Origin of the sequence: Oceanobacter sp. 1_MG-2023, assembly GCF_030689025.1 — a bacterium.
Classification (GTDB): Bacteria; Pseudomonadota; Gammaproteobacteria; order Pseudomonadales; family Oceanobacteraceae; genus Oceanobacter.
In genome coordinates this window covers 219,555-235,567 of sequence record NZ_JAUYWA010000001.1, presented here as the reverse complement: position 1 = coordinate 235,567, position 16,013 = coordinate 219,555, and the positions used below count along the sequence as shown (strand labels likewise).

The window sequence follows — 16,013 nt, the reverse complement described above, 5'->3', positions numbered from 1 at the left end:
TTCAAACCCAACACACGTTAAAGAAACGAGGAAATCCCGATGACTCAAGCAACCGATGACGGTTTGCTGCTGTCCGGAACGCCTGCACTGACCAAACGGCTATTGCCGATGTCTGTGCTGGTTGCTTCTCTGGCACTGGCAAGTTGTGGCTCTGATGACGACAACAACAATAACGATAATGATAATGACGTCAGTGTGAATACGGCCCCCGAGCTGGTGCTGACGGCAGGTGATACGCTGGTCGAAGACGGTGTCTCGGCAGGTGCCGTATTGGCAACCATCACCGCCACGGATGCCGATGGCGATACACTCAGCTACAGCCTCAGCGACAACACCTACGCCACCATTTCTGGTGATACTGTCCAGCTGAACAGCCAAGGGGTTAACGCTGTTAATGATGACAGCCTCAACCTTTCATCATTGTCTGTGACCGTGACTGTCTCGGATGGTGAGCTGTCGGCGACCGACTCCGCCACCGTGGCGATTACACGTATTGACGATACCGTGGCTGATAACACCGCCCCTGAATTGGGCGCCACGACCAATAGCCTGACCGAAGACAGCGTCAGCAGCACCACGGTTGTAGCGACATTTGATGCCACCGATGCCGAAGGTGACGAGCTGTTCTATCGTCTGGACGATAACAGCGATGGTTACTTCATGATTTCCGGTTCGACGGTTGTGTTGACCAGCGCCGGTGTGACGGCCATCAATGACGACAGCCTGAGCCTGACGGCATTGAGTGTCACGCTGGTGGTCAGCGACAACCAGTTGTCTGCCCAGCAAACGCTGACGATCAATGTGACGCGTGTTAACGATGCGCCAGTCCTGAGCGTTGACGCGGTTAGCAGCCTGACTGAAGACGATGTCACTACTGATACCCAAGTGGCAACCGTGGAAGCGTCAGACCCTGAGCAGGATACGTTGAGTGTTCATATCGAGGGTGTGAACATCAGCTATTTCACCCTGACAGGCAATCAGATCACCTTGTCTGAAGCAGGTGTTGAGGCGATCAACGATGATGATCTCAACCTGACGGAGCTGAGCGCCACGGTCACTGTCTCCGATGGTGTTAACAGCCTGGAAAAAACCTTCACGCTGGCGATTAACCGCGTTGATGATGCTGGCGAAACGGAAGAGCCGCGCGAAATCAAACTGTTTGAAGATGACTTCGAGTCCGCTTCCACCGCCAAATGGACTGTGATCAACAGTATTGCTGGCAGCAACTCATGGCTCACCGAGAGCTATGCCGGAGACCTGTTTGCCGTCGCCAACTGCTACGGCAGCGCCGGTGAGTGTGATGCCTGGATGATGACACCGGCACTGGATGTGACCAACTTTGAAGATCTGCAAATGACCTTCAACAGTGCCTGGAACTATGGTACCGGTACTGATCAGATGTCGTTGATGGTTTCTACCGACTACGATGGGGATGTCAGCACCGCCACCTGGACGGATATTTCTGATCGGGCGACCTGGTCCCCGGGCAGCTTTGAGTTTGTCGAATCCGGTACGGTTGATCTGTCGGACTTTGTTGGCCAGCCAGTGTATGTGGCGTTCCACTATGCCCATCCGGTCAGCGATGCCAGCAAATGGGAAATTGATGATGTGTTGATCAAGGGTAATGGCACCGGAGACTTCCCGCTCGCGGCAGAAATCAGTGTCGCTGGCGATGAGTTCTACACCGAACGCAGTATCAAGTTTACGGGTGCCGCCGTGAACGGTGCCGGTGAACCGTACACCTATGCCTGGAACTTTGGTGATGGTGCCAGTGCAACCGATGCGGTCGCCAATCACACCTTTACCGAAGCGGGTCGCTACGAAGTGACATTGACCGTAAGCGATAACGACGGTGATACCGAGACCAGCAGCCTGTTTATCGATGTAGCGACCGGTTCTGTGTATACCGTACCGGAGAAAAGCGGTGACTTCCGTATTGCGACTTTTAATGCCGGCTTTGATCTGCAATCCGCTGTCGGCGAGCAGAACACGGCTTTCAGCGGCGGCGAGTACCGCAAAGCCCAGAAAGTGGCCGAAATCATCCAGCGAGCCAACCCGGATGTTCTGTTGCTGAACGAAATCGACGGTAACGACGATGGGGCCACAGTAAACACATTCAATGAGGAATACCTGCAAGTCGCGCAAGCAGATGACGTGGATGCGGCGGTATACCCTTATGTGTATTACGGCGACAACGGCAACACCAACTACTGCAACACCGGTGCACCGATTGAAGAAGGCATCGAAATCGACTTCAACAAGGACGGCGACAGCCTGGATCCGGAAGATCGTTACGGTTTTGGTAACTACAATGGCCAGTACTGCATGGCGATTTTCTCCAAGTACCCCATTGATGAAGCCAATATCCGCACCTTCCAGGAATTCAAATGGGCCGATATGCCAGACTATCTGGTGCCTTCCGCCGTGGACAGCGACGGTAATGTAACCGATGGCAACTGGTACACCGACGAAGAAATGACGGTATTCCGTCTGTCTTCCAAAACTCATATCGACCTGCCGGTCACCATTGATGGCACCACCGTTCACGTGTTGGCCTCGCATCCGACGCCTCCTACGTTTGATGGCAACGAAGACCGCAACGGCATGCGTAACTTCGATGAAATCCGGATGTGGGCTGATTACATCGACCCAGCCAGCAGCTACCTGTACGACGATGATGGCGTTAGCGTCACGCTGGCAGAAAACACCCGTTTTGTGATTCTGGGTGATGAAAACGCCTCCGCCAAAGAAGGCGACGCTTACACCAAGGACGGTGTCCGGGCGATTGAACAACTGACCTTGTCAGAGTTGGTTAACCCCAACCTGCACGAAGACAGCACCACCTTCCAGGCACCGACGTCCGTTGCCGGTACCGAAAATACCCCGGATAGCATTTACTCATCCACGCATACAGCCAGCTGGGCGATGCGGGCGGACTATGTACTGCCATCGGCCTTTGGTCTGGAAGTCGCGCAGGGAGGTGTCTTCTGGCCATCCAGCGCCGATAACCTGAACTACCTGATAGAAGCTATCGACAGCACCGATATTGCCAGCTCCGACCACCGCATGGTGTGGATGGATCTGACCCTTACCGACGGCACAACAGCCATTGGTGGCGGTGATACAGGTACTGGCAACAATGGTGTAGAGCTGGTCGCTGACCATTTTGACAGCCTGGATGGCTTCATCGTGCTGGATCAGGGTGCCGACAGCAATAACTGGTACGCCAGCAGCTACGGCGATCTGCAATACGCCAAAATCTCTTGTTACAACGGTGCAGAAAACTGTAACGACTGGCTGATCAAAAGCGTTGACCTGACCACTGCCAATACGCCAGTACTGACGTTTGACAGCCTGCGCAACAGCTATGGCCCGTCGGATGCTTCTGAAATCGCTTTGATGATCTCAACCGACTTTGATGGCACCGATACCACCACGGCAACCTGGGATGACCTGAGTGGCCAGGTAAACTGGGCAACACAACCGTCGTCGGGTTATACCGATGCCATCAGCTCCGGTGATATCGACCTGTCAGCGTATGAAGGACAGACGGTATATATCGCCATCGTATACAGCAGTGATCCGGCCAATTCCGCGACCTGGGAAATTGCCAATTTCAAAGTGACTGGGCAGCTTGCCCCTTATGCCGAAGATGATTTCGCCAGCCTTGATGACGCTACCGTAATTAATGGTGGTGCCGACGGTAACGACTGGTACGCCAGCAGCTACGGTGATTTGCAATACGCCAAAATCTCTTGTTACAACGGTGCAGAAAACTGCAACGACTGGCTGATCAAAAGCGCTGATCTGACCAGTGCCAATGTGCCTGTACTGACATTCGACAGCCTGCGTAACAGCTATGGCCCATCAGATGCTTCTGAAATCGCTTTGATGATCTCAACCGACTTTGATGGTTCCGATACCGCCACAGCGACCTGGGATGACCTGAGTCATCTGGTGAACTGGGCAACACAACCATCGTCGGGTTATACCGATGCCATCAGCTCCGGTGAGATCGATCTGTCTGCGTATATTGGTCAGACGATTTATGTCGCGTTTGTTTACACCAGTGACCCGGCCAATTCCGCGACCTGGGAAATTGCCAATTTCCTGATTCAAGAAAAAACCAGCACGGTAGTTGATACCGACAGCAGCAACACAACAGGCACCACCGAGATCGCAGAGACTGCCCCGTCCTATACGGCTCTGAACGCAGTGAACCAGCGGAGCGAAGGCACCTTGTCGTTTGAGGCTGTTGCAGCGCCGGTAGAAGGTTCTGCCGACTCGTACATTGCCATTGGCTCTACCGGCTTGAGTGTGAATGGCGCAGCGGTTGCCAACTCGGGCTACAAAACCCTGGTGAAGTCTGGCCAGCTGGTGGATGGCAACGTCTACGCCCAGGTACGTGACAGCGCTGGCTCCGACCTGTTTGTCTCCAACTACAACGAGTTTATGTCGATTCTGCCGATTGGCGACCGCATCTTTGCCGTCAGCCAGTTTGAGAATATTCCCGGTGGCATGAACCTGCTGGAACTGAGCCAGGACAGCATCACGGGCGAACTGACGCCGATGACCACCGAAGTGCTGGACTTCTCTGCCATTCATGGCGGCTACAACCACTGTGCTGCTGTTGTGACACCATGGAACACCCACCTGGCGTCAGAAGAGTATGAACCCAATGCCCGTGCCCGCTCGGCCGCAACCGGCTCGATCGACAGCTACTACGACTCCATTGCCGATTACCACACCGACCTGAGCCTGTTACAGGTCAACCCGTACTGGTACGGCTACCCGGTGGAAGTGGTGGTAAACGTTGAAGGAACCGATGTGCGGACCGACATCGTCAAACACTACTCCGTGGCCCGTGTGTCACTGGAAGTGCCTTATGTCATGCCGGATCGCAAAACCATGTATCTGACCGACGACCAGTCAACCGGTGGCGGTTTGTTTATGTACATTGCCGACGAAGCAGAAGACCTGAGTGCGGGTACCCTGTACGCCATGAAATGGAACCAGACCGATTCCGGTAGCGACGATAACGCCTTTATGGGCGCGGCGGACATCGAATGGATCAGTCTCGGCCATGCCACCAACGCTGATATCTCAGAGCTGGTAAATGGTGACAACCCACTGTCGTTTGCCGATATCTTTGATGCCGTAGAACCGACCGGTGGTGCGTGTGCCCTGGGTTACAAAAGCATCAACTTCCTGGGTAGCCAGGAATGCCTGAGCCTGAAACCCGGAATGGAACAAGCGGCCTCACGACTGGAAACCCGTCGTTATGCTGCTTATCTTGATGCCACGGTTGAGTTTGCCAAAGAAGAAGGTTTTACCTACAACCCGCATAACCATAAAGCCTATATCGCCATTGCCAACGTCAGCAAAGGCATGCTGAATGGTTCCAGCGAGACCGGTGGACCCAACCACATGCAAGTGACTGCCAACCAGTGTGGTGGTATCTACGAACTGTCGATGGGCAGCAATGCCGAGATTGGTTCTGACTTTGTGATTGGCGCTGCCAAGGGAGAAGTCGCAGGCACAGCAGACGGTTATGCCTGTTCTGTTGACGGCTTGTCCGGCCCGGACAACGTCGCCTACGTAGGTTATAACACCCTGATTATCACCGAAGACACAGGCTTGCACGCCAACAACTTCGTCTGGTCTTACAATCTGGAAAGCAAGCAAGTGACCCGTATTTTCTCTGCTCCCAATGGCGCTGAAAACACCGGCCCTTACATGTTCAACCAGATTAACGGTTTTGCCTACATCACCAATGTTGTGCAGCATCCAGGTGATATCTCGGTTGACCCTAGCGCTGGTAATGAAGCTGAAATTGGCTACTTCGGGCCGATCCCCGTGGCCGTGGACGAATAATCCAGCGGCGATGTTATGCCATGGTGAGCGTATCGCTGTGGCGATCCTGACCGGTTAATGCCAGTGGTGGTTGCACCTTGGCATGACATTAAAAACCGTGACCCTTGGGTCGCGGTTTTTTTATTTCACCATGACTCCGGCACCGTGTAGTCGTTCAATGATTCCGGACACCAACGTAGGTGGTAATATCGCCACCATCAAACTGGATGAACGGGTTCCACACGATCACCCTTTACGATCCATCAAAACCCTGTTCGATCAGGCACTCACCCACATCGATTGGAAACTCAGCCTGATCTATTCCGAGCGTGGGCGGGAATCCATTCCTCCGGAGCGTTTATTGAGAGCCTTGCTGCTGCAAATCCTCTTCAGTATTTAGTATTCGCAGCGAACGGCAGCTGGTCGAGCAGATTCAGTACAACATGCTCTATCGCTGGTTTGTCGGCCTGAGCATTGATGAAGCCCCATCTCTTTGGGATGTCTCGCTTTTGGTAACGAATAAAGAACCGAATCCAGTAAACACAGGTTTTCTCGGTTCGCAGGCTGTAGCCGCGGGTGCGCATAAAGCGGCGAATGTTATTGAGAAAGGGGCTGGAAGTCATGGATCACTCCTTGATCTGACGTGTATGCATATCCAGTATAATTGAAAGTTTGCCCAAATTAATGCGCGCTTTTTCAGAAACCTTGCGCGCTTTCCCGGACGTTGTTATCGTTAAGGCATTGACACACGGAAAGTTGTTGAGCAGGTTTACAGGTTAATGCGCATACTCGCTTTTACAGAATGGACTGATCTGGAAATGGATTTTATTTCTTATTATTCAAGTAGTTACGGTGATTTCCCAGGAACCGGCTTGCCCAGAAACCGCGCATGCGCACTAATAAACTGTTATGACTCTGGAGAGTGTAATGGATAAATATCTAGTTACTAAGGAAGAAATAGAAGAGCTTGAAGGTATTTCGAAAACCCATTTTCTTAATGAGAATGCCAAAAGGATTAATAAGTCACTGGGTGATCTCACAGGTTTAACTGGTTTCGGCTTCCACATTATTGAAATTCAACCTGGCCACGAATCGACAGAGTTCCATAAACACTATCATGAAGATGAATGCGTTTATGTGCTTGAAGGTACAGCGGAAGCGCAGGTAGGCAACGAAATATATACAGTAAAGGCTGGTGATTTTATGGGTTATCGTGCTGGTGGTGAGGCTCACGCTCTGCGCAATAACGGCAATTGTCTTTTAAAATGCATCGTAATTGGTCAGCGTTTAGAGCATGACGTTGGTGACTATCCAAAGCTGAAAAAACGTATTTTCCGCCAAAAAAATATGCCATGGAACCTCGTGGACATTGAAAATATTAGTGAGCCAAATGCGGGTAAAAAGTCATAACAAAGCCATCAATTTGACCGCTTTACGCTGCGCTCCAAGCGGCAAATTATGGCGGCGTTAGTTGCCATGCGAAGTATTTAGAGAGCTATCAATGATCAAGAATATTAAATTGAAATTTGGGAGGGCTGAAGGTCTTCCACAAGAAACAGTCGAAGCAATGCCTATAACTGTTTTTGTCGGGCCTAATAACTCAGGAAAAAGCAAAATACTTTCTGAAATCCAGCAATTTTGCTCCAATGGGAGCAGAAATGTAAATAATCTAATAGTTGACTCCATAGAGCTAGAAGCAATCCCTGAAGAATTAATTGAGGGCAAGATAAGTAGCGTTACACTCAAGCCAAATCCTGGAGAGGCGCAGTATCCAAATCATATTTTTGTTGGCAAAAAAGGGCAGCGGCATCAAGTGAGTTCGAATGACTTTCTAAATGCATTTAAGAACCCAAATGTAAACCCATCCCGTATTTGTAGTTGGTATTTGTCATATAACACCCTGATTCTAAACGGTAGTAATAGAATTAAACTGATCAATCAGCAGGCAGGAGGAAACCTTCAGGAGCCAGCACAGTCAAGTTTTCAAGTTCTATTTCGTGATAACGATAAACGAAAAGAAGCCAGTAGAATTATTCATGATGCTTTTGGTGAGCATCTTGTGATAGATCCAACAAACCTAGGGAAGCTTAACTTACGCCTATCCAAAGATGCACCACAAGATGAAATGGAAGAGCGGGGTATACATGAAAAGGCTGTAGAGTTTCATAAAAAGGCCTTGCCGATTACTGAGGCCAGTGACGGCGTGAAAGCGTTTACTGGAATGATTACAGAGATGATAGCTGGTGACCCTTCAGTGTTATTAATGGACGAACCTGAAGCTTTTTTACACCCTTCACTTTCATTTAAGCTTGGCAAAGAAGTGGCTGGGATTATGTCTGAATCTCATAAACGACTCTTTGTTTCAACCCACAGCCCAAACTTTGTTATGGGGTGCATTCAATCTGGAGCCCCAGTTAATATTGTACGCCTTACGTATCGAAATCAATTAGCGACAGCGCGAATCCTACCAAATGAGGACATTCTCAAGCTCATGAGGAACCCTCTGTTACGATCAACAGGAGTGTTAAGCGGGTTATTCTATGAGTTTGTAGTTGTCACAGAATCTGATGCTGATCGGGCATTTTATCAGGAAATAAATGATCGGCTATTAAAGTATGCTAACAACAAAGGAATACCAAATTGTTTGTTTCTTCATGCTCAAAACAAGCAAACAGTTAAAACCATCACCAAACCACTTCGGGAACTGGGTATACCTGTAGCTGGAATAGTCGATATCGACATTCTTAAAGAAGGAGGTACTGTCTGGTCAAGCTTTCTTGATAGTGGGTCAATACCAGAAATTGAAAGAAATCCTCTAGCAAGCATGCGGCAAGCATTGAAAACCAAGCTTAATGAAACTGGCAAAGATATGAAGCGAGATGGAGGGATAGATATTCTCGATGGCACAGACAAGGAAGCGCTGCAAAATCTATTCGACAAGTTAGCTGATTATGGTTTGTTTGTAGTGCCAAATGGCGAGCTTGAATCATGGTTAAAGGGCCTTCAGGCTAGCGGGCATGGCCCCAACTGGCTTGTAGAGGTTTTCGAAAAAATGGGTGAAGATCCGAACACTCCAGAGTATGTAAAGCCTTCGGAAGATGATGTATGGGAGTTTCTTGAGAATATATCTAAGTGGTTTTTCAACCCGAGAAGAAAAGGTATCCCAAAATAGCAACTAACAAGCGCATGTTGTCGGACTGGTTTTCCGCTGCGCTCCAAACCAGCCGCAAATACGGGCGTTAAGTATCCAAGGAAAGTATGGGTGATAAATCTAGTAAGCCGTACAATGAACGTACGCTAGAAGAAAAAATTCATTCGAATTGGCATAAAACCATCGGGTTAATGAAACGAGGTGAGTTTTCCACTGTTATTATTCGAGCTGCAACGACTGTAGAGCTTGCTGCAAATTTGTTAGTGAAGCATGAATTTCAGCACAATCGAAAACTCCCTGAGCACTTCGTCGATAACCTGATGATGTGGGCAAATGGATTAATGGGTAAAGTAGATCGGTTATTGTTACCTATATACAAAAACACCGATTCTGAAAATGCATTAAAAGAAGTAAAGAAACGCTCCAAAGATATTAACGATGAAAGAAATAATGTTGTTCATCGAGGGCAATTCAAAGCGAAGAAAATAGCCGAAAAAGTATTAAAAGAGGCTGAGTTCATCGTAAATAAATTTGCTAAGCTTTCTGGCAGTCAGTTAACAGTCTCTTCGGTTATTACTGATAAGGAAAAGGATATCTAACAAGAAAATAAACAAGGACACGTAACAGTTGGCTACGTTTCGCTTCGAGGGTGTTCATAGTTCTGTGTCACCCATTACTTACAGATCCACGTAGCCGTCGATCCGTCCTTCGAAGTGGATGCTTAGCTGCGACAGCGTCAGGTTCCAGTTTTGCACCGGATGCGTCCACTTTTCGGATGCCTTCAACGTACCTGCGTACAGCAGCTTGAGCAACGCGTTTTCATTGGCGAAGCCACCTTTGGTCTTTGTAGTGGTCAACTAATCCCGGAGAGTATTTTAAAGTTTTCCTCAGCTGCAACGGGCGAAATGCCGTCGTTGAATGTATGGGGTCGCTGCCGGTTGTAGTCGTCCATCAGATAACCACCAACATCCTTCTTGGCCTCGGCTAGGTTGCGATAGCCTAGGGCCGGTATCCACTCAGATTTCAGACTTCGGAACAGTCTTTCCATCGGTGCGTTATCCCAGCAGTTGCCACGACGGCTCATGCTTTGGGTCATTCGATAACGCCATAGCCTCTGACGGAACTTACGACTGGCATTTTTATGTTTTTTTTATCGCTGTGGGCTTGTGTGGAGAGGAGGGTGGCTGCGGAACCGGTGAGGTATGAGAGCAGGTAAAGTGATTTTCCAGTGCCAGAATAATAGGAGAATAACCAATGTGATAATCTGCACGGCTTGTAAAAAGGAGTAAGACAATGACCCAAGCGCACGCCGTAATTGCAATCACCGCAGTTGATTATTCAAACCCTCGTCATGCAACTGACCTGGTTGAGCTGTTAAACGCCTACGCAACCGATCCCATGGGCGGCGCTGAGCCTCTGAGTGATACCTGTCGACAAACACTGGTGGCACGGTTGGCCGAGTTACCTCACGCACACAGCTGGATAGCCTATGTCGATGACCAGCCAGCCGGGCTGCTGAACGCTTTTGAGGGTTTCTCGACCTTCAAGGCACAACCCTTACTGAACGTACACGATCTGGCGGTAAATGCAGATTTCCGCGGTCTGGGATTAAGCCAGAAACTGCTGGCCGCAGCTGAGCAAACAGCCCGCGCACTGGGCTGCTGTAAAGTGACGCTGGAAGTATTATCCAATAACCAGATAGCGCAAAACGCCTACCTGAAATACGGCTTTGCCGGTTACGAACTCGACCCGCAAGCTGGCCATGCCTTGTTCTGGCAGAAAATGCTGGATCACTGATCTGTAGGGAAGCGTCTATATATGTCCCCTGTACTCCCAGGCCTGTAGCGAATGGATAACAGGCCAGTATGGAATAGTCAGTGAATACCGGCTCGGGTTATTACGCACGTGCCGTCAGTCTGTTCGCCAATTCAATCAGGCCGGGTTGCAGTGTTTCTGGTAACTGGATGGCGGTGCTGGTTTCCGGGTCGCCATACCAGCAGGTGTTGAGCAAGGCGACCAGTTGTTGCAAGGCGGCCGTTGGTTCTGGCTCGCTGGTGTCTGCGGCAGTGCCCTGATTGGCTCTGGCAAGCAGGTAGTCCTGCAGGGCCTGGCTCCATACTTCCAGCGGCTGGCCGGGAGAGCGTTGAATGCCACAGGCAGCGCTGAGTTGTTGCAGCTGGCGCTGGTAAAAGGTCAGTGCGGTTGCCGGATCTTTGGCGCGATAACGTTGCAGGCGCAAGGTTACCCAGCGTCCTACGAGAGTACGCCACCAGCGTTGGCGGCTGGGGTAGGCAACTGCGGCAACTATCGCCAGTACCAGCGCCAGTACCAGCCATAGGGGCCAGAGCCAGAATATGCCTCGCAGCAGGTAGCTCAAGGGCAAGATCAACAGCAGGTACAAGGCGTTCCAGAGGGTGGTCAGAATCTGGTCGAAAGAGAATGCCGAATCACCGGGCAGCGCGTGCTGCCGTTGGCTGAGGCTGTCGACGTAGTCGTTGATCTGGTCGGCACTGAGCGAGCTGGATGTGGTGCTGGGCAGTTGGTAAAACGCCGTGGGCTCAAAGGCTACCCAGCGCTGGTCGATCCAGGCTTCTGCCCAGGCGTGGCCATCGATGCCCCGTATTTCAAAATAGCCGGTGAGCGGGTTTTGCTGATTGGCGGAGAAGCCCGTCACCAGACGTGCCGGAATATCCAGTGTGCGTAACAGCACCACCATGGCGCTGGCAAAGTATTCGCAGTGGCCTTCACGACGCTCAAACAGAAAGGATGGCAGTGGGGTGATGCCTTGCGAGGTCAGCGCCGATTCAAAGCTGTAACGATAGTCGCTGCGCAGGTGCTGTTCCAGTGCCTGGGCCTGGGCGTAAGGGGTGTCGGCGTTGGCGGTTACGCTGCGGGCCAGCGCCGGAATCCGTTTGTCCAGGCTGTAGGGGAGCTGCAGGTCATTGTCGCGGGGTTTGGGGGCATGAGAGGCCGGGCGCTGGTCAAGCCATTGTTGTTGCGACAGCACCGTGTATTGGGTGCCGGGTTTGAGCGGTGCTGGCAAGAGCGGTTGGCCGAATGGGTCGGTGGCGATGACGGTAGCAGGCAACCACAGGGCGACAGGATCTCCGGCGGCAGGTAATTGGGCTGTCATGCCTTGTTTTATGGTGATTTGTTGTTGGAAGTTGCCGCGATTTTCCTGTTCACCGGGCAGTATCACCTTGCCCTGCTGATTGGTGTTGTGTTTATGGAAGGCGGTGGTTGATGAACTCCAGCGCAGTCCATCAAAATGGTCGAAGGTGCGTACTTTCAGGTAGCTGCCGTGAGGGGCTTTCATCAGGGCAATAACCTGGTTCAGGTCTGCGGCGGTGGTGCTTTGGTTGCCGTAGGGGTTGTCATTGAGGTTCATCTCATCACGAAAACCCCGGTAGTCGAACTGTGGGGCGCTGGGATCGAGTCCTTCCCATAACGGGATCGGGCCATCACTCTGCTGGTCGTCCTGCAGGTTCTGGGGATCGGTCGGGCTGGGTTGGCCGCTGCGTTTGGCCTGTGTTTGCCAGCTGGCGTTGTCGTAGAGGCTGTCGGCGCTGGCTAACTGGCCGCCGAGGTTGGCGGCGGGCAAGCGTGGCATAAACAGGTAAATGGCTCCGGCAATGGCAACCAGCAACAGTGCGGCTCCGGTCGCGGCAGCGGGTTGGAAAAAACGCTTATTGAAGCGTCTGGACGTTGCACCGGGTGTCGGGGTGTCCGCTTCGGCTGCCATAAGGAAGTGGGGTTGTTGGTCGTTGGCCGACGATGCCAGGCGGGTGACCTGGCTGGTGGTCATGGCCTGTATGCACCAGAGCATCGATAGGGTCATTACCACACAAAAGGCATATCCGACCATGATCAGTAAATAGCCACCGCTGGTGGACTCTGCTGCCCCAATCAGTAAAAAGGCAAAGCCGTTCATCAAGCCATAGAACAGCCGTGAGGTATCTGCGGATACCAGGTTAATGGCCAGTTGTGCCAATAACAGCAAGGCCATCAGTGCGGGCAGGATAGCAACGGTGAAGATCAGTCCAACAAAGGTAATCAGGCCGATGATGGCGAGGCTGTCGGAGACGGTCTTGGCCTTGCTTTTAGTGGATGCTTCCGCACCCAGAGTGGGTGCTGCATTGCGGGTCTGTTGGTTCTTTCCGGAGCGGTTGGCTGCCTCGGCCAGGCTGGCGGGCAGTTGGCCGAGGCCGAGGGTCAGCAAGCTGCTGACCAGCGCCAGTAATCCCATCCCCAGCCCTGGCCATGGTCCGAACAGGGTGATACCTGCTCCGGCAACGGCCAGTGCCAGTTGCGCCGAAAACCAGCCAATGGTGGTGCGTACCGAGCAAGCCAGATCGGTGCTGTGGGGACGACGTTCAGAATGCGCCATAACGGAATTGTCTCTCTAGCTTGCTGCTGGCATGAAGGTGAAGCTGGTAGTGGTTGGCTGAGGGTTGGCTCCAGCCTTCTTGCCAGGATTGCATTGGGTAAATAAAGCTCTGATCAGCAATAAGTATGTCGATATGGCTGCCATGAATGTCGGGTAACACCGCCGGTTGGCTGAGGTTCCGCACGGTGATCAGGGTGGCGCTGTTGGGGTATTTCATCAGTGCCTGTTCTACGCGTGCGCCGTAAGGCTCATCGTCATCTGCCTGGGTCCAGGCCAGCGCCGATAAATAATCACTGCTGCCGCGATGGTGACCACCAATGGCGATATCGGTGGCGTGGTTGCCGTGGATCAGCAGCCGCATGGGTTGCTGCTGGTGTTTGGCCCATTCCATCAGCGAGGCTGCCAGCGATACGGCAAATTCAAAGGTGGAGAGTGGTGCTTCGCCAATGTCGTCAGCCCGATCGTTATCCAGTACCAGTAAAAAGTCTGGCTGGGCATGGCTGTTGTACTCTCGTACCAGTAATTGCTGGTGACGGGCCGACGCGGACCAGTGCACGTGTTTGAGCGAGTCGTGAGGCCGGTATTCGCGCAAGCCACAGTATTCTTCCTGAGCGTGGGGCTGGCTGGTGTGCTGATATTCAATCAGGGCGTTATCGTTACCGGCTCCGCCGGGCAAGGTCTGCACCTCCACGATCTGGGGGGCGACAATAATCTGACGTTCGGGAATCTCCAGCTGTCGATACTGACTGACAAAACCGAAGGGCCAGCAACAGCCAATCTCAACGCTTTGTATCGGAAAGACACCACGATAAGGGCAATGACTATAGGTGCGCAGGCGATCGCCATCGGCCAGTATCGGGATTCTGTGGGTGACGGGCTGGTCGATATATTCCAGATCTTCCCGTAACAGCATCAGGTAGCGGGTTTTGGGGAGTTGGAACTGATACTCCAGTGTCACCTCGCCCCCGGCGCTGGCACTGTCGATCTGCCGTACGGATACCTGAATCTGCCGCAGTGCCAGCCAGGGTAATAACCAGGACACCAACAAGGTCGCCAGTACCAGTGCCAGCATGCCGTACAGCAGCGCCAGGCCCCGGTTCCAGGCAATAAGCAGGCTGGCCAGCGCCAGTAGCCATAAAAAATGCTGGGCGGTGAGGTGTTGTTGTAACCATCGGCCTGGGCCGTTGGATAAGGACATATCAGCGGCTCTCACTACCAGGGCGGGCTTTGACTCTGCCTCTGGGGGTGTTGGTGTTGGTGTCTTGGGTGGTTTTGCTCTCCGTTTCCCTGGTCTGGTCGGAGGATGATTCTGCGGCTGGTGCCTGGGTTTGGGGGGTGCTGGCAAAGTCTGGTACCGGTATTTGTGCCAGCAGGTCATCCCAGAATGCCTGACGTTGTTCCGCTTGGTTCATGCCGGGGTTGCGGAATATCAGCCGATGACTGAGCACCGGATCAACCAGCAGCTGCACGGTGTGGGGCGTGACCTGTTTTTTGCCGGTTAACAGTGTCATGGCTCGGGCTGCCCGCATCAGTGCCAGTGCTCCCCGGGGGCTGGCTCCCAGCTGCACTTTGGGATGTTCACGAGTGGCACGTACCAGCTGGTTGATGTAACCCAGCAGTGCTTCGCTGAGGGGGATTTTTTCACAATGGGCTTGTAATGCTTGCAGCGCTTTGTCTGACATCACGGCCTCGAGTGTATCCAGTGGATGACCGCTCAGTTGTGCTTGCAGGATGCCCAGTTCCTGTTCTTCGCTGGGGTAGCCCAGTGAAATACGCATAAAAAAGCGGTCCAGCTGGGCTTCTGGCAGCGGGTAAGTCCCGCTGAACTCCACCGGGTTCTGGGTCGCAATCACCATAAAGACAGCCGGCAAGGCATGGATCTCACGATCGATACTGACGGTGCCTTCAGCCATGGCTTCGAGCAAGGCTGACTGGGTTCTGGGGGTGGCCCGGTTGATTTCGTCGACCAGCAGCAGGTTGGTGAAAATCGGCCCAGGTGACAAATGGAAGGATTGATCTTGCGGATTAAACACCGATACCCCAGTGATATCGGACGGCATAACGTCCGGCGTACACTGCAAACGCCGCATATCCACCTGTACCGATTTGGCCAGCGCCCGGGCCAGTGTGGTCTTCCCCAACCCCGGCACATCTTCAATCAGCAAGTGACCGCGGCACAGCAGAGTCGTAAGGGTGAACAGCAATGACTGCGGCTGACAATGGATGACTTTGGCGAGGTTTTTGTGTAGTTGCTGCAGGGAGAGGGCGGGGTTACTCACAGACAAATTCCTTGGATGGATAAGCGGTTGGATGTAAACACAGTCGACATGTCGTGATCCTGGCAAAGCCGGGTGTCTGACTGGGTGCTGGTCGGTGATCCGTGTTCATGAGCTGGACAACGTGAGCGCAGGGCATGGGGATAACCGGTAATGGGGTGACCGCAGGCTTTTTTCTCATGACCTGGAAACATTTTGCCCCCTCTGTTGCCTGTTTATGCTGGCGCCCGGGCAGGAATACTAATCAAGCACGCCATGCGGCGCAAAGGCGGTACTGTGAGGCAGCGCAAGTAATGGTCAGTGAAGTGGCGGTTGAAGCCATTAATGGCCCCTGAATATTGATTGA

The 16,013-nt window shown here is 52.3% G+C and carries 10 protein-coding genes and 2 pseudogenes; 7 read left to right on the top strand and 5 right to left on the bottom strand.

Features of this window, described 5'->3' with window-relative positions; translation table 11 throughout:
- Positions 1 to 39: 39 nt before the first annotated feature.
- From Q8W22_RS00960 to Q8W22_RS00940, 6 genes are all read left to right on the top strand, one after another.
- Positions 40 to 5,874 (top strand): DUF5017 domain-containing protein, encoded by a 5,835-nt coding sequence (locus Q8W22_RS00960; protein ID WP_305451366.1) that lies wholly within the window; start codon positions 40 to 42, stop codon positions 5,872 to 5,874.
- Positions 5,875 to 5,956: 82 nt separating this feature from the next.
- Entirely contained in the window at positions 5,957 to 6,253 is a 297-nt protein-coding gene (locus Q8W22_RS00955; protein ID WP_370694157.1) for a hypothetical protein, read from the top strand.
- Positions 6,254 to 6,296: 43 nt separating this feature from the next.
- The gene (locus Q8W22_RS16660; protein WP_370694156.1) at positions 6,297 to 6,521 is read left to right on the top strand and encodes a hypothetical protein; all 225 of its coding nucleotides are present in this window, start codon (positions 6,297 to 6,299) and stop codon (positions 6,519 to 6,521) included.
- 259 nt (positions 6,522 to 6,780) lie between these two features.
- Positions 6,781 to 7,263, top strand: a complete 483-nt coding sequence (locus tag Q8W22_RS00950) for a cupin domain-containing protein (protein WP_305451365.1) — start codon at positions 6,781 to 6,783, stop codon at positions 7,261 to 7,263.
- A 91-nt stretch (positions 7,264 to 7,354) separates the two neighbouring features.
- Complete coding sequence (locus tag Q8W22_RS00945; RefSeq protein ID WP_305451364.1) at positions 7,355 to 9,025, top strand: ATP-dependent endonuclease; 1,671 nt, start codon at positions 7,355 to 7,357, stop codon at positions 9,023 to 9,025.
- An 86-nt stretch (positions 9,026 to 9,111) separates the two neighbouring features.
- Complete coding sequence (locus Q8W22_RS00940; protein ID WP_305451363.1) at positions 9,112 to 9,603, top strand: hypothetical protein; 492 nt, start codon at positions 9,112 to 9,114, stop codon at positions 9,601 to 9,603.
- A gap of 78 nt (positions 9,604 to 9,681) precedes the next feature.
- Here the strand turns inward: Q8W22_RS00940 and Q8W22_RS00935 are convergent.
- A pseudogene (locus Q8W22_RS00935) lies at positions 9,682 to 9,852 on the bottom strand (IS256 family transposase); the annotation flags it as partial.
- 5 nt (positions 9,853 to 9,857) lie between these two features.
- Positions 9,858 to 10,136, bottom strand: a pseudogene (locus Q8W22_RS00930) (integrase core domain-containing protein); the annotation flags it as partial.
- A gap of 161 nt (positions 10,137 to 10,297) precedes the next feature.
- On the opposite strand from Q8W22_RS00930, the gene Q8W22_RS00925 reads away from it, so the two are divergent.
- Positions 10,298 to 10,801, top strand: coding sequence for a GNAT family N-acetyltransferase (locus Q8W22_RS00925; RefSeq protein WP_303434949.1), 504 nt, complete (start codon positions 10,298 to 10,300; stop codon positions 10,799 to 10,801).
- A gap of 100 nt (positions 10,802 to 10,901) precedes the next feature.
- On the opposite strand, the gene Q8W22_RS00920 is transcribed toward Q8W22_RS00925, so the two are convergent.
- Genes Q8W22_RS00920 through Q8W22_RS00910 form a run of 3 tightly spaced genes read right to left on the bottom strand, consistent with a single transcriptional unit; the run spans position 10,902 to position 15,670 of the window.
- A complete protein-coding gene (locus Q8W22_RS00920) occupies positions 10,902 to 13,391 on the bottom strand; it encodes a transglutaminase domain-containing protein (RefSeq protein WP_305451362.1) in 2,490 nt (829 codons plus the stop codon).
- Positions 13,378 to 14,589: a DUF58 domain-containing protein gene (locus Q8W22_RS00915; protein ID WP_305451361.1), complete on the bottom strand. Its 1,212-nt coding sequence runs from the start codon at positions 14,587 to 14,589 to the stop codon at positions 13,378 to 13,380. Before Q8W22_RS00915 ends, Q8W22_RS00920 begins: the two co-directional genes overlap by 14 nt.
- 1 nt (position 14,590) lies before the next feature.
- Entirely contained in the window at positions 14,591 to 15,670 is a 1,080-nt protein-coding gene (locus tag Q8W22_RS00910) for a MoxR family ATPase (RefSeq protein WP_305413760.1), read from the bottom strand.
- Positions 15,671 to 16,013 lie beyond the last annotated feature (343 nt).